The organism is Pseudomonas sp. PSPC2-3 (assembly GCF_049898265.1).
Taxonomy (GTDB): Bacteria; Pseudomonadota; Gammaproteobacteria; order Pseudomonadales; family Pseudomonadaceae; genus Aquipseudomonas; species Aquipseudomonas veronii.
Genome location: NZ_JAFCXJ010000011.1, coordinates 153,516 through 168,582, shown reverse-complemented (window position 1 = coordinate 168,582; position 15,067 = coordinate 153,516). Strand labels below are relative to the sequence as shown.

The following is a 15,067-nucleotide window of genomic DNA, read 5'->3' as shown; positions in this document are numbered from 1 at the left end:
GGTGAAGCAAGACACCGACAACGGTGTGCGACACGCTATTGAAGTGCGCGGCCTGGACAACAGGTTTGGAACCCAGCAGGTCCATCAGGACCTAGACCTGGACGTGCGGCGCGGGGAAATCCTTGGCGTGGTGGGAGGGTCAGGCACCGGGAAATCCGTGCTCTTGCGTAGCGTCGTCGGGCTGCAGAAGCCGCATTCGGGCGTGGTCCGTATCGGGGGGCGCGACCTACTGCGAGCCCAATGGCTTGCGCGCGCGCGTATGGAGCGAAGGTTCGGCATTCTGTTCCAGAAGGGCGCGTTGTATTCATCGCTGACCGTCTTGGAGAACGTCGCTCTTCCTTTGATCGAGCATGTCGGTCTGGCGCGGCCTCTTGCCGAGCGTTTGGCAAGAAGCAAGCTGGGCTTGGTGGGGTTGCCTGCCGGAGCGGGAGACAAGTATCCGGCCTCGTTGTCCGGAGGCATGGTGAAACGAGCAGCACTGGCGAGAGCCTTGGCGCTTGATGCGAACATCCTGTTTCTTGACGAACCCACCGCAGGACTGGATCCAATCGGGGCTGCATCTTTCGACCAATTGATTCTGACCCTGCGCAATGCACTGGGCCTCACGGTGTTTCTGGTAACCCACGACCTCGATACGCTGTACACCATATGCGACCGTGTCGCGGTCCTGGCGAACCAGAAGGTACTCATCAACGACGGCATCGAGGCAGTCGAGCGCTTCAAGCACCCGTGGATACAGGAATACTTTCACGGCCCCCGTGGCCGTGCGGCCGCACAGGCCACTGGTGCTTCCAGCCAAGAGACGCAGCCATGAAACCCCTCCGCATCTGCATCATTCTTCCGTCGCGCACGCATTGGGCTGGGCGCACGCAATATTTAAACTCTGAGAACGAGGTGGTCTGATCATGGAACCACGTGCCCATCATGTATTCATTGGTCTGTTCGTCGTGCTGCTCGGTGCGATTGGTATTGGCTTCGCGCTTTGGCTCAGCGACACACGTTCCGACCACGATTACCAGTATTACCGGATTATGTTCGATGAGCCAGTGACCGGGCTTACGCCCGGCAGCCAGGTTCAGTACAGCGGAATCACGATTGGCGAAGTCGTTGCACTTTCTCTTTCACCGCGAGACCCAAGGCGGGCGATAGCGCGCGTACGCATCAATGCCACCATCCCGGTCCGGCAGGATACCCGCGCTGAATTGGTCATCACGGGAATTACCGGCAACGCGGTGATCGAGTTGAGCGACGGTGGGCCAAACGTGCCATTGCTGGATCGGAGAGAGGACGAGGAACCGTTGATCCTCGCACCACGTTCGGCGATGGCATCCCTGGTCTCCGGTGAGGGGAACAGCATGACGACACTCAACGGCATCTTGCTGCGCACGCAGGAGTTACTGTCGAAGGAGAATTTGGCTCTTGTGCACCGCAGTCTGGTGAATCTTGAACAGACCACGGGCGCGGTCGCTGACCAGAGGGCCGAGATCGCGACGTTAATCAGCAATCTGACCGAAGCAAGCAGAGAATCGACAGCTGCCGTGCGCCAAGCAAATAGCACTCTTCGCGATGCCAACCTGCTACTAAATAACGATGGTAAGCAAATCATGGTGAACACGCGTGATGCAACGGCATCCCTCGAACGCGCCGCTTTCAGGGTTGAGACGCTACTGCAAAACAATCAGGAATCGCTGAACCAGGGCTTGGCCGCCACAGGTCCTGCCATGCACGAACTCCAGCAGGCGCTGGCCAATCTAAACACCGTGCTGCGCCGACTGGATCGCAATCCGGCGCAATACCTGCTCGGTGGAGAGAACATTGAGGAAACCAAGCCGTGAACACTTCCGCCAGGATGATTCCCGTCGCTGCCGTGACTATGACGCTAGTACTCGGCTTGTCCGCGTGCAGTGTGCTTCCCAAAGCAGCTCCAATGGTCACCTACAAATTGCCCGACTATCACATCGCCCAGGCGGAGAGTACGCCGCGCGCCGTTCCGGGACCCGGGGCGCTGCGCGTCTACGCCCCTGAGAGTAGTCGCGTCCTGGATTCGGAGCGGCTGTTCATTGCGCAGCCCGATGGTCGCTTGTCGGCTTGGCAAGGAGTGCGTTGGGCCGACCCCGCACCGGTGCTGCTGCGTGACCGAATCGTCGAAGCCTTCATGCGCGATGGGCGGTCGACTTCCGTGATTACCGATAGCACCCCAATGAGCGCCGATATGGAGTTGCGCAGTACGCTGCGGGCGTTCCAGCTCGAATACCGCGGCACTGAAGCGATCGCCGCGGTTCGGCTCGATGTGCAACTGGTCGATCCGGCCAAACGGACTGCTATTGCCAGTAGACGCTTCGAAGCAATCCAAGCCACAGGCAGCAAGCGAGAGGCCGATGTGGTGAGCGCGTTCGGTGTCGCCACGGATATATTGGCCGGGCAGATCGTTGAATGGGCAGTTCAGGTCGGGGCAGCGCGTTTGCGAGTTGCACCGGAATTGGCAAGCAACCATGCACCCACAGCGTCGTCGATAAGCACAGACTAGTCGTCTTAACGGAGCACAGAAGCTAGGGCCAAAACGCTGCTCGACACCTTAACTCGGTACGACAGCCTACGGCCCCGATCCAATCCCAGGACCTCTTTGCCGTCCAACCTCCCATGACACACCGCCGCCGCGTACAGTCGCGGCGATCTGCTGCCCCAGTCGTGGCTCGATTATCGGCCGCCAAGGCACCAGACTGAATCCCATGCCGTCATCGAGCAGCGCATAGCGACCGCTGGCGAGCATGACCGAGCGCCGGTAGATGCCGGCTACGCGCTGCCCGTCTGTGACGTGCCGATGCTCCAATCCGCTATCGGCGGCAATGTGCTGGGCGGCCTGCGCCAGCTCCCGATTGCGCAGCGTTTCCAGCAGATTCCGGGAGAGAATCAGCCGCTGCCCGCGCCGCTGGGCCAGCCCCTGTTCTTCGAGGAAGTCGGCGCGCTGCTGCAAGGCTTGCCTAGCATCGCCGCCAAAGCCCAGGTCGCCCAGTCCCTTGCCGCCGCCGATCAACTGCTGATCCAGCCAGGTCGCGCCGATGACGCGGGCCTGCCGTTCAATCGGCAGATGCGATTTCAGTTCGACCGCCACGCCGCCCAGCCGCTGCGCGTCGTACTGGCGGCCACGCTCGGCCAAGTCGTCCGGCACCTTCCATAACCCCTCGGCCACGCGCTCCACGATGCCGGCCCGCCGTAGGGCTTCCAGCCGGCGGATATGGGCCGCCACAGCCTCTTGCGGGTCGCGGCCGGGCTTGGCTCGGCCTTGCTCGATCGCCAGGTGGTGATCGGTGCGGTACAGGCCATTGCTCGCCAGCGTGGCGATGTTCTTGTCGGCCGCCCGCACCTCGGCGGAACCGCGTACCTCCACCACCGCGCCGATGGGATAGTTCGCCAGCTCGTCGCGGGCGTCCAACGCGACGTAGTGGGCTTTGCCGTCCAACCCGTCGATGACCAGATAGCCGCGGTCGTGCAGCTCGTCGGCCAGACCCTTAGCAGCCACGCGACCGACGATAGTGCGGCCGTCGTCGCCCGGCTCGAACACCGCCAGCTCGCGAGGCTTGCCGCTCATGGCCCGCTGCATCGTTCGGATGATGTCGCCACGCTCGCCCAGGGCACGCAAGGTCTTCTCCGCGTCCGCATGGACGGCCCAGGTGCCGGGCTGCACCTCGTCGGCCAGGCCCAGGCGCTGCAAGTGTTGCAGGCGGCCGATCAGCAGCAGGCGCTGGCGTTGCAGCCGGGGTTCGTTGAAGCGTTCGATCTGCACCCGGCCATCCTCGCCGGCCTCGCGCTGCAACGTGCGGTCGAGGCTCGTCCACCGCTCTTGCTCCACCTCGCGCTGCAAGGTCTGCTGGATCTCCAGTTCGGTGCGCGGCCCCAGCCATTCCGTCGCCAGCTCGGCGGCGCGATGGCGGAAGCCGTGGGCGATGTAGTCGCCCGCGATGATGAGGTCTTTGCCGGTATCGTCGCGTCCGCGCACGATCAGGTGCGTGTGCGGGTTGTCGGTGTTCCAGTGATCGACCGCCACCCAATCCAGCCGCGTCCCCAGGTCGGCCTCCATCCGGTTCATCAGGTGCCGGGTGTAGGTGCGCAGGTCGTCCAGCTCCGCACTGTCTTCAGGTGAGACGATGAAGCGGAAATGATGTCGGTCGTCCTGGCAGCGTTCCTTGAAGGCATCGAGGTCGGCTTCGTCGGTCTGCGGCCCGTAGGCACGGCCCGGCTCGCCGTTCCGGCCGGCACCGTCGCGCTCGATGTAGCGCAGGTGCTTGGCGAGCGACTGCGGACTGGCGTTGCGCTGGTTGACCAGCAGCGTCTTGATGGTCACGCGCCGTGACATAGGGGTCAGCTTTGCGCCTGCGAAGCGCGCCGCCGTATGGCCGCGTCCAAGCCGTGAGCCGGGCCGCTGGCCGGCGTGCTGGCCGCTCCCGCCAGCGGTAGGACGGCGCACCGCCGACTTGCCGCCGCTGGCCTTGCCAGCCTGCTTGAGCACCTTGGAAACGAAGCTCTGGCCCTGGCCTTTGCCTCGGTTCTTCGGCGCGCCAGGGCGCACCCAGAAATCATGGTCGCCGCGGTCGGTCATGGCTGTGCTCCCTGCAAGCTCCGGCGTGTCCGAGCGTGCGAAGCACGCGGACATGCCTGCATCGGCGCGTGCCTCGCGCCCCACGCGGCACGGCGGCGAAGCCGCGCCGTGCCGCGCCACCCCCACGTGCAGACTGGCTTTGCGGGCGGCAGAGTGCCGAACCCTTTTGTCTTGCCTTCCGCCTTTGCCCCTCGCTGTCGCTCCGGGCGTCGGCGGCCCGGCGGCGCTGCGCTGCTTGCAGCCAGCGCGCCGGCGAACGCGCCAATGGCCGCAGGCCGGGCGCGTTCGAGGCAAGACGCCTGCACGCTGGATGGCTGCGCCGGATGTTGCGCGAGGCGCGGCGCGAATGCGCCCGCGCTGCACGCGCGACGACACGGCAGCAGCCACTGGAACGACATGCTCGATGGCACGATGAGAGGCACGGCAACGTGCAGCGAATCGGCGGCCATCATGGGCGTGTCTCCAGCCAGACCGGGTGCGCGATGCCGATCACGGCGGATGCGCTGACCGGGCCGAAATAGCGGCTGTCAAACGACGCCGGATTGGTCACGCTCAACAGGAACAGCTCGCCCGGTTCGAGGCGGCGGCAAAGCTGCAAGGATGGCAGCGGCCGGCCCAGCCGGTCGGCAGGCAGCGCGGCGGCCGCAGGCACGCCGTCGATGCGTACCTGCCCGGCGACGATGCAAACGTGTTGCGGCGCGACTGCGCCCACACGTTTGAGCAGCGGAACGCGGGTCGGCAGGTAGCCGCGCTGCGCAGCCAGCATGGCGGCCCTGTCGGGCAGCGGCACCAGCACAATGCTGTCCACGGACAACGGACGTGGCAGCGAGGCGGTGCGCAGGTCGAGCGGCTCGATGCGATACCAGCCGACCGCCACGCTGTCGGACGGGTTGTAGGTCAGACGCGGCAGCGGCGACACGAAAGCCGCCCAGGCCAGCGCAGCGAAGCCGACGGCGGCGAAGCCCGCCAGCACGATGCGAGCGCGCAGGCGCGAGCGAGGATGCGGCGCGACTTCGTGCGTGCATGTGGTGTTGGATTGGGTCGTCATGGCAGCGCCCTTCCGGCCAGCCAAGCGGCGTGCCGCTCGGCGGTGTATTCGGGCAGCGCTAGGCGGGCCGCCAGACGGTTGCCCAGCGTGCGCCAGTACGCGGGCGACACGTCGATGGCGGCGATGTCTTGCCCTTCGATGCCGTCGATGCGTTCCAGCACGACACGCACCGCGTTTTCGCCTTCGGCGTGCAGCAGCAGGCGTGCGCCCGGCTGCACGCCGGGGATGCACTGCATGTCGTCCAGCGGCGTGGCGGCTTGCATCACCATGAGCTGCCAACGGATCGTGCCGTAGTCGTTTGCTTCCCAGCGCACGCGGCAGAACATTGCACGCGGCAGGAACACCGCGCAGCGCCGCCAGCGGTCGAGCCGCAGCATGCGCGCCGGTTCGCCGAAACGCAGGTAGAGCTTGAATCGCGGTTCAATGTAGGCGAGCGATACGCGAGTCAGCGGCACGCTGCCGGCCTGGCCGGCGAGCGTCGAAAGCGAAGGCGGCAGCGCAGCAGCCGTCGCCGCCTGAGCGGCAGGCAAGGCGGATGCGTTCATGGCAGGTTCTCCGTGCGGTTGTCGGGGAACTCTCGTTCCAGTAGTCCGCGCAGCAGTTCGGCCACGGTCACGCCCTGGCCGAAAGCGGCGATCTTGATGCGCGCGCGCAGCGCGGGCGTCACGTCGAGGGTCAAGCGTGCGGTGTAGAGGTCGCCCTTATTGAGCGCATCGGCATCGCCCTGGCGAATCCACGCCTCGGCGTGCGGATTCGCGGGCGGACGTGCGCCGATGCCGACGCGCTTGCTGCGCAGGCTGCTCATGTCGGCCACCGCAGCAGTTCATCGGCGAGCGCGGCGATCTCGCGTGCGGCGGCGCTGTCGGGCGCTGTCTCGCGGGCGAGCCGGCCAGCGGCCACGCTATCGGCGAAGACGATGCGCTGGCGCACTTCGCTGCGCAGCGCCGGCAGCGGCTGTTCGGCCAGCGATTGCCGCGCTTCCCTGCCGATGATGGTGGTGCTGACGCGCCGATTGATGACGAAGGCCGCGCGCAGCGCAGGCCGGAACACCTGTGCCTCACGGATCAGCGCCACCATCTCGGCGCTGGCCCACAGGTCATACGGGCTGGGCTGCACAGGAATCAGCACGCGCTCGGCCGCCAGCAGCGCCGAGCGCGCCAGGGCGGCGATGCGCGGCGGGCCGTCGATGATGACGTGATCGGCGCGGCGCGCCAGCTCGGGCGCTTCCTGATGCAGTGTCTCGCGGGCGAGGCCCACGGCGCTGAACAGCCGTGGCAAGCCCTGCTGGCTTCTGCGCTGCGTCCAGTCCAGCGATGAACCCTGCGGGTCGGCGTCCAGCAGGATGACGTGCAGACCACGCAGCGCCAGCTCGCCGGCGATGTGGGTGGCGAGCGTGGTCTTGCCGACGCCGCCTTTCTGGTTGAGAAACGCGAAGATCATGGCGCGGCCCTCGCTGCTGGAAAGCCGGCCTGGCCGTGCCGTTTCGCGGTTGTCCACCGAAACGGCGCGCTTCTACTAAAAGTTAGAGATTTATAGTTAGGTAAGTTAGAGGGGACGCAAACCCGCGCCGTTACTGGCTTTGCGGCGTTTTCGTACTCCTGATAGCACGAGGGTCGTACTCCCGATAGCACGATACCCGGTACTCCTGATAGCACGAGGCCGTTCACACCTTTTCCCGCAGTTATCCCCGTGCCGTGAACGGCACGGGCCGGAAGGTCAGCAGTTCCAGCCTTTCGCCCGGCATCGGCTCGATGCCCAGGACGTAGCCGGGCAGCGACTGCCGCGCCACCAGCATGCGCAGGTCGTAGGCGAAGTCCGAGAAGCGGGCCGCGCTGCCCGACTTGCGGTAGAGGTGCCGGAAGTCGAATTGCCAGCCGTGCTCCTGCCGTCCGCCGTGCTTGCGCACCAGGCGGTACAGCCAGCGTTCGATGCCGCCCTTCAAGCGGAAATAGGCAGGGTCGATGGTCAGCACCAGGGCGGCATCTAGCACGCCGGCATAGAACCAGTCCGGCAGGATCAGCTCGATGCCCAGCGGCGTGCCGCTGGCGTCGGCCAGCTCGCGCCATTCGTTCACCCACGAAAAGCGGTGCAAGCGCCGCCCAGTGGTTTCGCGGATGGAAGTCGCCACGCTGGTCGATTGCAGCCGGTCGAGCGCGGCTTTCAGACGCTGGTAGTCGTTGAGGGACGTGCCGCGCCCGATGAAGCGCAGGATTTCGTAGGGCGTGGCGTGTATCCAGCGCGACGGGCGAATGCCTGCGTCGCGCGCCTCCACGATCTGCGAGGCCGCCCAAATCAAAACGTCGGCATCCCAGATCGTTGCGATGCCGTGCTCCTGCGTTCCCTCCACGCGGATGGTGATGCCACCCGCCCGGAAGTCGATCGGCTCGGTGCGCCGCGACTTGGCGAGCGAGAAGAACGGAAAGGCCATCAAGTCCTGGCTGTCGCGCGGCGCCATGTCGCCCGGCAACGCGCGGAACAGGTCGAGCTGTTCCCGCTGCTGCGATCGCTGCCCCGGCGGCAGCGATGGGCTGGACATGACGATGGCCACCGGCGAGCCGACGATCAGCGGCCATCACGGTAGTCGCCCGCGTGACGCTCGGCATATTCCGGGTCGGATGTGGCCTCGTAGCTGCGCTGGTCGGCCCAGGCATTGAGGTCGGACACCGCGTACATGACGCGGCGGCCGAACTTGCGGAACTTCGGGCCGCCGCCGATCACGCGCTGTTTCTCCAGCGTGCGCGGCGACAGCCGCAGGTATTCGGCGGCTTCGTCGTTGGTCAGGTAGCGTTGGGGCTGCACGGGCGCAGCGACAGCAGCGGCGGCAGGCCGCAAGGGAGCGGGTCGCACGGGATGTACCTCCATCAAGCCCGGCCACACCACGCGGCCGGATAGAGGCACTTTCAAGAAAGCAAGGCTTCTTGCTCAGGGACGTTTTGCAGGGGATGCAGCGCGTCCCTGTGCAACGGGCGGAAGCTGTGCAAGGCGGCGATAGCCTCCGCGCATCAGCGCATCGCCCCGGCGTACCAGCCGGCGAACGCGGGCGCGCAAGGCGCTGTCGGCGTACCAGTCGTCGGCAACGGCATCGACGCCGAATAGCCCTTCGGCCACGTCGCGCAGGGATGCGCCAGCGAGGGAGCCGTCGAGCGCCTGGAGCGTGTTCAACTCCAGCAGCGCAGCGGGGGCCGGCCGCGACCGTGCTGTTCCCGCTGGCGCTGCATCGCCAGCGGCGGCCAGCTTGTCCAGTTCGGTCGCCAGCGCCTGATAGCGTCCGCAGGATGCGGCGCAGGCGCGAATGGCATAGGCGTAAGCCATGCCGTCGACCAAGCCGGGAGCGATCACCAGCCGCAGGCAGCAGCCCGGCCAGCGTGTCAGCAGCACCAGGCGCTTACCGTCGTGGATCAGGTGCTTCTGGCCGGGGAGGCGCCAGAATGCGAAGGCCACCGCGTCGGGCGGCGGGTCGGCGTCCGGGTAGAGCTGCACCACCGCATCGTGATCGGGGAACCAGGCCGGATGCGCGTCGCGCGCATCCAGGGCGGGATCTTCCAGCAGGCGCAATCCCCAGCGCGCGGCGGCCTCTGGCCGGCGCCGCCGGCGCAGCCAGTCGCGGCGGTAGTCGGGGTGGCGGCGCAGGTATTCCCAGGCCAGCGCGGGGCCGTCGAGGTGCAGCGTGTAGAGATACGCGGCGGTCGGATACCAGTGTTCGGCGCTCGGGTCAGCCATGACGCAGCCTCCTGTCGTTCAGCAGGAACGTCGCCACGGATTCCGCCGTGCGGGAGCTATCGGGCCGCCATCAAGTCGTCATCGAAATCGGGATAGGCTGTAACTGCTGGTGTCAAGACTGATTCGCTCCAGGGCATTGCGGAAATCGTCTGAATGCGACGACTGCGCCGCCACGAAAATGGCGCGCAGCATGGAGCACCGTGCAGCAGCCCGCGCCAAAGATCATGACTGTTTGCAACAGAAGCGCACCGCTTCGGTGCAAGAGTTCGGATTCAGACCGCGCAGGTCTTGGGTAAGACTGAAATAGTCAGAATGCGCCGTCGTTGGCTGGGACTGCTCAGTCGGTGATCGAGCCGTTTTCCTCGGCCAGCCGCAGGTACTCCGACAGCAGCCGCACGGGCTGGAAGTAGCGATCGCGCATCACAGGTTGCTGGCGCGGCCCGACGATGGACGCCAGATCGGACAGCTTCACATGGCCCAGGCCGGGCATGCCTATTCCCAGGTCGATCAGCCCCCAGGCCGTATCGCCATCGGCCGGGTCGAGCGCGGCCAGCAGCCAGGTGGTGTGTGCGTCAGGCGTGAACAGTCGCACCACCGGCATCGGGTCGATGCCCCGATCAGCGGCGAGTGCCGCGCCGACGGCGAGCAGTTGCGCCCGCTGTTCAGCGGTGACGAGCGGCTGGGTCATGGCCCGAATCCCCACGCATCCGAGGATGCACGGATACGATTTTCCACCGAAGCGCGGAACCCCCGAAGCGGATGCGTGCTTTGGCGGGAAAGCATGAAGGCGCAAGCCATCGAATCCGTACATGCACGGAAACGCAGAAGCGGAATTACGTAGGCCAGGAAAGACACGGATGCGGTTCCCCGATTCTGTCGGAATCCGCCCATGCGGATTTCCGTAAAAGCACGAAAGCGGTTCGGCCAACAGGAATGAACACTTTAGATTGTAGCCCTATTGGGTGCAATGGTCTGTCATCTTGGTTTTTACGGGGAAACCAAGTTGGTGACAGCGAAACACTCATTGGCGACGGCAATACGGACGATCAGGAAAGCGCGTGGCTTGAGCCAGGAAGCGTTCTCCGACGTGTCCAGCCGCACCTACATGAGTTCGCTGGAACGCGACTTGAAAAGCCCGACCATGCACAAGCTGACCGAGCTGTGCGAGGTCATGGACGTGCATCCGTTGACGTTGCTGACGCTGGCCTATGCTGGCGACAGCACGCGCAAGGCCGATCAGCTTCTGGTGCAGGTGCGCCAGGAGCTTGAGGCGGTGTTGAAGGAACGCGACACGCCATAGGCGCGTGCGTGACGTGCTGCGCCAGCAGCACGGCGCCCCGCCGCAATGGGCGGGGCGCGGTGGGCGGCCGTCAGGCCGCCTTGGGCTTGCTGCGCGACCAGATCAGGTCGTGCGTGCCGTCTTCGTTCTCGATCAGGCGGGCATAGACCGTCGCCGGGAACGAAGGGTCGTCGAGGGATACGGACACGTAGGGCCGCCCGGCTTCGCTGGTCTTCTCCCACGCCGCGCCGATGTCGTGGCCGGCCGCCTGAAGGCGGAAGTCGGGGGCGTTCTCGGTGTCGCCCTTGTCGTTGGGAATCAGCTTGATCTTGACGTTCAGGGTCAGGGTGCGGAGCTGGCCGGTGAAGCCGTCTTTCTCTGCGGTGAAGGTGCCGATGTTAGCCATGATGTTTCTCCTTTCGGGTTGAACGAGGTCGCGCCAGTGCGTCCTTGTTGTGATCCGGCCGGCGGGGGATGGGCTGGCCGCACCGCGCAGCGGTCGCAACACCGTGGAGAGCCTGGAAGCGAAAAGAATTTGTCCCGAGAGGAATGCGCGTAGCGCAGGGGAAATTGTTTTCGCTGGAAGGTTGCGGCCATGAAGCCCAAGGCGCAGCCGTTCCCTCGCCAGGATTCACGACAAGCCAAGGACGCACAGGCCGCCCGCTCCCGAATGGAGATGTGGCCGACTCGGCATCCCCGCGTGACGGCTTCACCGGCTTGCACCCTGGCACTGGCAAGGCCAACACCCCAACGACAAGCGAGAACGCTCCTTGCCGCAGATTACGGCGACGGGCTTGAGGCGTGGCGTGGATGCTCCATAGCGAGGCCGGGTGGCGTGTCGGTAAACCGTCCTTCGTGACGTACAGGCGCGAACCGCCAGCGTCGAGGACGGCACGCTTTGGCTCAACCTGCCGCAGCAAGCCGGGGCGTAGCCCCACAAGCCCCGCCCAGTACGGCGGGGCGCTAACCTGGCTAAACCGGCAGTGCCAGTTCGGCAGTATTCGTGAGGTGCCAAGCTACGCGTGGCGGGGCTGGGCCATGCGCCGCCCCCCCCCCCCGGAAGAAAGCGTCGGCTCGAAGGCGTGAGGGATTGAAGCCGAATAGCCGTGACGGCAAAAGTAGCACGGGGCGCAGCCCGAAGATCCGGCGGCACATCGTGCCGACACGTCCATACAGCCTTAACACCCAGGTAGAGTGACAACGGAGAATGACTCGTCACAGCTATTATTCGACAACGAGTCATCAAAGGAACAGGGAGAACCATATATGCCATATCCCGTTGTGCCGTGGGAGCACGTTGCACCCAATTACCATCGAGGTACGATTCTGCTGGGCAATGGGGCTAGCATTGCTGTTTCACCGAGTTTTGGCTATGGCTCGTTGCTGGATCATGCCCAGCGAGCAGGCTTACTCGGAGCTGACGTACAGCAACTCTTTGGCTTTTTCCGAACCTCCGATTTCGAGTTGATCCTTCGACTGGTCTGGCAAGCGTCAAACGTCAATAGGTCACTACAGATACCAGACAATCGCACGCATCAAGCCTACCTGAATGTCAGAGAGTGTTTGATTCAAGCCGTTCGCGACGTGCATCCTGCATATGATCTAGTGAGTGGTCATTTGCCAAGCATGTACCAGTTCCTCAGAGGGTTCGATACGGTAATTTCCTTGAACTATGACTTGCTGGTCTATTGGACGATGACCTATGGACTCGACATTCAGGACGGACATCTATTCAAGGATTGCTTCCTGGGGAATGGCATGTTCGACGACGCTTGGCAGAGATTTCGAGCCCCCTATAGGGAACGGACTAACACCTTGGTGTTTTATCCGCATGGAAGTCTGGCTCTGTGCCGAACTGCAGTGGAGCAGGAGTTCAAGATTCACAACGCTGGGGAAGGTTTGCTGGAGGCCATCCTTGCGGAGTGGCGCAGTGAGCGCGTTGTGCCGCTGTTTGTCAGCGAAGGGACGATGCTGCAGAAAGTTTCCTCTATTCAGAACAGTTATTACCTTTCTACGGTGTACCGGGAGGTACTTACGTCACAGCGGTTCACATTGACGTTATTCGGCTGGGGACTCGGGGAGCACGATCGGCATTTATTGCGACGGATGCGCGGAACCGGCATCCAACGGGTGGCAGTCTCCGTTTTTGGTGGCAATCAGGTCTATTGCAACCATGCCTACCAAGTCATTCAGGATGATTTAGGGCCTGTCCATGTGGACTTCTTTGATAGTGAAAGCCCTGGATGCTGGATTCATGCGGTTCCGCCGGCGTTACCAGGACCTGGCTAACCCTACGTCGGCTTTCAGCGTTATCCGATGGCATCGTTGAAACCCCGGCGCGGTGCGCCGGGGTTATGCTGCTATGTCAGGCGGCGAGCGCGTGGGCTTCCACTACGTCGGCAGCATCTTCCACGTCCTCCGCGCCGTCCTGCGGCTCCGTGTCGTGTCCGCTCTTGAACACGGCGGGCATCCAGCCCATACCATCGGCCAGCCGTTCCGCTTCGCTGGCAATGTAGGCCTTCTTCAACTTTGCCAACCGTGTGACGTGTTCCGCTGCGAACTCGCCCACGGCTTCCAGAATCGCGGCCTTCGGCACATGCTGGAAATACCCGTCTGCGGTGGGCTGCCACCATGCGGCCATGTCTAGCCCCACGGCCTGCGCCAGTTCCGCGCCCGGCTGTTGCGCCGTGGCGCGAGGCGTCACCACGTCCACGGTCGCCGCCACGCATACCGCCAGCAGCCGCACCAGTTCGCCTTGCTCCATCGCCAGCAGCGCGGCGAACAGTTCGGCGCTGTCCTGCGGCAGCGCTTCGCCCGCGACCTGCTGCAACTCGCGCAGGGCTACGGCGGCGGGCGATTCGGGCCAGTCGGGGGCCATGCCTTCCAGCCGGTCTTGCACTTTCAGGCTCACGCCCAGCGGCAAGTCGTGGCCGTAGTGGTTGTCCTGCAAGACGCTCTGCACCATGCCATGCACCAGCGCGGCCAGCGCGACTTGCGGATGTCGGGCGACTTCGATTTGCAGCGCGGCGGTGCGGTGCGCGCTCAACCGCTGCGCCAGCCGGTCGGACAGGCTCGCGGCCTTGGGCTGCTCGGCGTCCTCGCCTTCGTCGTCGTTCCCGGCTTCGCCTTCCGCGCTGCCGAAACCCTGCCGCAAGCGTTCCAGCGTGCGCAGCGCGTTGGCTTCGGCTTCGCGCAACAGCCCGCGATGAATCACAGCTTCGCCGCCGCGGTCGAGGGTGACGATGGCACCGGCCACGGCGCGCACGTCCGGGGCGTAGCCCCGCAAGGCTTCCTCCACGGCTTGCAGTTCCCCGGCGACCTGTTCGCGGCGCGGTTCCAGCGCCTCGGTCTTGTCCTCGTCCTCGGCGTCGTAGGCTTCTTCCAGTTCGGCGTCGATCTTGTCGAGGCGGGTTTGCAGCGATGCGATGCGGCGGGCTTCGCGGGCGCTCGGTTCGCGGCGCTGGCGCGGCGCGTTCTGGAACGCCTGCCGCTCGGCGTAGCTCATGTGCGGCACGGCTTCCACCCATGCCCAACCCTCGGCGCGCACGTTCCCGGCCAGCGCATCCAGCTTGCTGCGCACCAGCGTTTCCAGCAGCGCGGCGTCGGTCAGGTAGGTTCCGGCATCGCCTTCCGCGAACAGGTCGCGGCGGATGCCGCCGCCCGCCGCCGTGTAGGCGTCCAGCCCAACGAAGCGCACTAGCGGATGCGTGGCGTCGATTTCGCGCTCGGTCAGGCGTTCGCGCAACGCGGACGCGCCACGCTGCCATTCGGGCGCACCGTAGAACGCGGCTTCCTGCGCGGCGTGGTCGTCGGTGATGGTCAGGGCCATCAACTGTTCCAGCGTGACGGCTCCGCCCCGGTAGTCGGCCAGCAGGCGCGGCGAGACGTTGGCGAGTTTGAGACGGCGCTGCACCACAAGCGGGGTCACGCCGAAGTCGGCGGCAATGTCTTCGATGGGGCGGCCTTCCTTGACCAGCGCGGCGAACGCCTCGAACTGGTCGGCGGGGTGCATCTGCTCGCGCAGCAGGTTTTCCGCGAGGCTGACGGTACGGGCCGAAGCGTCGGGCACCAGCAGGCAAGGCACTTCAAAGTCGGCGGCGATGCGCTTCTTCTTCGCCAGCAGCTTCAACGCGGTCAGGCGGCGGTCGCCCGCCACCACTTCGTATTGCTCGCCATCGGCGGACAGGATGACGACGAGGTTTTGCAGCAGACCGATGCGGGCGATGCTCGCGGCCAGTTCGGGAATGGACAGGCGCGGGGTCTTGCGTGCGTTGCGCTTGGAGCGGCGCGGCAGCAACTGCGAGAGCGGAACCAAAATCAGGTTCTTGGTCGGGTCGGCCACTTCCAACGGCGCGGCGGTTTCGATGGCTCGGGTTTCGATTTGGGTAACGGCGTTCATGGTGATAACTCCTTGCGGTTAGGG

The 15,067-nt window shown here is 65.0% G+C and carries 16 protein-coding genes; 5 read left to right on the top strand and 11 right to left on the bottom strand.

The genetic code is table 11. The features are described from left to right. Position 1 precedes the first annotated feature (1 nt). The 3 genes from ACP7E3_RS25080 to ACP7E3_RS25070 all read left to right on the top strand — a co-directional run bounded on the left by ACP7E3_RS25080 (position 2) and on the right by ACP7E3_RS25070 (position 2,527). The gene (locus ACP7E3_RS25080; protein WP_024944155.1) at positions 2-814 is read left to right on the top strand and encodes an ABC transporter ATP-binding protein; all 813 of its coding nucleotides are present in this window, start codon (positions 2-4) and stop codon (positions 812-814) included. 91 nt (positions 815-905) lie between these two features. After that, the gene (locus ACP7E3_RS25075) at positions 906-1,835 is read left to right on the top strand and encodes an MlaD family protein (protein WP_000433686.1); all 930 of its coding nucleotides are present in this window, start codon (positions 906-908) and stop codon (positions 1,833-1,835) included. A 92-nt stretch (positions 1,836-1,927) separates the two neighbouring features. Continuing rightward, on the top strand, positions 1,928-2,527 hold the full coding sequence (locus ACP7E3_RS25070; protein WP_003124411.1) for an ABC-type transport auxiliary lipoprotein family protein: 600 nt from the start codon (positions 1,928-1,930) through the stop codon (positions 2,525-2,527). 66 nt (positions 2,528-2,593) lie between these two features. Here the strand turns inward: ACP7E3_RS25070 and ACP7E3_RS25065 are convergent, their stop codons facing one another. The 9 genes from ACP7E3_RS25065 to ACP7E3_RS25025 form a co-directional block, all read right to left on the bottom strand. Beyond that, positions 2,594-4,597, bottom strand: a complete 2,004-nt coding sequence (locus ACP7E3_RS25065; protein WP_000132148.1) for a relaxase/mobilization nuclease domain-containing protein — start codon at positions 4,595-4,597, stop codon at positions 2,594-2,596. 448 nt (positions 4,598-5,045) lie between these two features. Next, the gene (locus tag ACP7E3_RS25060) at positions 5,046-5,645 is read right to left on the bottom strand and encodes a S26 family signal peptidase (RefSeq protein ID WP_021162757.1); all 600 of its coding nucleotides are present in this window, start codon (positions 5,643-5,645) and stop codon (positions 5,046-5,048) included. Beyond that, a complete protein-coding gene (locus ACP7E3_RS25055; RefSeq protein WP_021162758.1) occupies positions 5,642-6,190 on the bottom strand; it encodes a DUF2840 domain-containing protein in 549 nt (182 codons plus the stop codon). The genes ACP7E3_RS25060 and ACP7E3_RS25055 overlap by 4 nt, the downstream gene beginning before the upstream one ends. After that, entirely contained in the window at positions 6,187-6,450 is a 264-nt protein-coding gene (locus ACP7E3_RS25050; RefSeq protein WP_023123968.1) for a hypothetical protein, read from the bottom strand. The genes ACP7E3_RS25055 and ACP7E3_RS25050 overlap by 4 nt, the downstream gene beginning before the upstream one ends. After that, positions 6,447-7,085, bottom strand: coding sequence for a ParA family partition ATPase (parA, locus tag ACP7E3_RS25045; protein WP_023082450.1), 639 nt, complete (start codon positions 7,083-7,085; stop codon positions 6,447-6,449). Before parA ends, ACP7E3_RS25050 begins: the two co-directional genes overlap by 4 nt. A gap of 241 nt (positions 7,086-7,326) precedes the next feature. Then, entirely contained in the window at positions 7,327-8,181 is an 855-nt protein-coding gene (locus ACP7E3_RS25040; protein ID WP_023123967.1) for a replication initiator protein A, read from the bottom strand. A 26-nt stretch (positions 8,182-8,207) separates the two neighbouring features. Continuing rightward, positions 8,208-8,477 (bottom strand): helix-turn-helix transcriptional regulator, encoded by a 270-nt coding sequence (locus ACP7E3_RS25035; protein WP_230965746.1) that lies wholly within the window; start codon positions 8,475-8,477, stop codon positions 8,208-8,210. 90 nt (positions 8,478-8,567) lie between these two features. Then, complete coding sequence (locus tag ACP7E3_RS25030) at positions 8,568-9,365, bottom strand: DUF2285 domain-containing protein (protein WP_021162763.1); 798 nt, start codon at positions 9,363-9,365, stop codon at positions 8,568-8,570. A 337-nt stretch (positions 9,366-9,702) separates the two neighbouring features. Then, complete coding sequence (locus ACP7E3_RS25025; RefSeq protein WP_021162764.1) at positions 9,703-10,053, bottom strand: DUF2958 domain-containing protein; 351 nt, start codon at positions 10,051-10,053, stop codon at positions 9,703-9,705. A gap of 318 nt (positions 10,054-10,371) precedes the next feature. Between ACP7E3_RS25025 and ACP7E3_RS25020 the strand changes: the two genes are divergently transcribed. Beyond that, complete coding sequence (locus tag ACP7E3_RS25020) at positions 10,372-10,665, top strand: helix-turn-helix domain-containing protein (protein WP_034203400.1); 294 nt, start codon at positions 10,372-10,374, stop codon at positions 10,663-10,665. Positions 10,666-10,735: 70 nt separating this feature from the next. Here the strand turns inward: ACP7E3_RS25020 and ACP7E3_RS25015 are convergent, their stop codons facing one another. Beyond that, positions 10,736-11,050, bottom strand: coding sequence for a DUF736 domain-containing protein (locus tag ACP7E3_RS25015; protein ID WP_021162766.1), 315 nt, complete (start codon positions 11,048-11,050; stop codon positions 10,736-10,738). A gap of 860 nt (positions 11,051-11,910) precedes the next feature. On the opposite strand from ACP7E3_RS25015, the gene ACP7E3_RS25010 reads away from it, so the two are divergent. Then, positions 11,911-12,933 (top strand): DUF4917 family protein, encoded by a 1,023-nt coding sequence (locus ACP7E3_RS25010; protein ID WP_023123965.1) that lies wholly within the window; start codon positions 11,911-11,913, stop codon positions 12,931-12,933. Positions 12,934-13,009: 76 nt separating this feature from the next. Here ACP7E3_RS25010 and ACP7E3_RS25005 read toward each other — a convergent pair whose 3' ends face one another. Continuing rightward, positions 13,010-15,043, bottom strand: a complete 2,034-nt coding sequence (locus tag ACP7E3_RS25005; protein ID WP_021156353.1) for a ParB/RepB/Spo0J family partition protein — start codon at positions 15,041-15,043, stop codon at positions 13,010-13,012. Positions 15,044-15,067 lie beyond the last annotated feature (24 nt).

Bases quoted from the DNA above. Each gene is read 5' to 3' on its own strand.
- ACP7E3_RS25075 (WP_000433686.1), top strand. From the start codon at position 906: ATGGAACCACGTGCCCATCATGTATTCATTGGTCTGTTCGTCGTGCTG.
- ACP7E3_RS25070 (WP_003124411.1), top strand. From the start codon at position 1,928: ATGGTCACCTACAAATTGCCCGACTATCACATCGCCCAGGCGGAGAGT.
- ACP7E3_RS25065 (WP_000132148.1), bottom strand. From the start codon at position 4,597: ATGACCGACCGCGGCGACCATGATTTCTGGGTGCGCCCTGGCGCGCCG.
- ACP7E3_RS25060 (WP_021162757.1), bottom strand. From the start codon at position 5,645: ATGACGACCCAATCCAACACCACATGCACGCACGAAGTCGCGCCGCAT.
- ACP7E3_RS25055 (WP_021162758.1), bottom strand. From the start codon at position 6,190: ATGAACGCATCCGCCTTGCCTGCCGCTCAGGCGGCGACGGCTGCTGCG.
- ACP7E3_RS25050 (WP_023123968.1), bottom strand. From the start codon at position 6,450: ATGAGCAGCCTGCGCAGCAAGCGCGTCGGCATCGGCGCACGTCCGCCC.
- parA (WP_023082450.1), bottom strand. From the start codon at position 7,085: ATGATCTTCGCGTTTCTCAACCAGAAAGGCGGCGTCGGCAAGACCACG.
- ACP7E3_RS25040 (WP_023123967.1), bottom strand. From the start codon at position 8,181: ATGTCCAGCCCATCGCTGCCGCCGGGGCAGCGATCGCAGCAGCGGGAA.
- ACP7E3_RS25030 (WP_021162763.1), bottom strand. From the start codon at position 9,365: ATGGCTGACCCGAGCGCCGAACACTGGTATCCGACCGCCGCGTATCTC.
- ACP7E3_RS25025 (WP_021162764.1), bottom strand. From the start codon at position 10,053: ATGACCCAGCCGCTCGTCACCGCTGAACAGCGGGCGCAACTGCTCGCC.
- ACP7E3_RS25015 (WP_021162766.1), bottom strand. From the start codon at position 11,050: ATGGCTAACATCGGCACCTTCACCGCAGAGAAAGACGGCTTCACCGGC.
- ACP7E3_RS25010 (WP_023123965.1), top strand. From the start codon at position 11,911: ATGCCATATCCCGTTGTGCCGTGGGAGCACGTTGCACCCAATTACCAT.
- ACP7E3_RS25005 (WP_021156353.1), bottom strand. From the start codon at position 15,043: ATGAACGCCGTTACCCAAATCGAAACCCGAGCCATCGAAACCGCCGCG.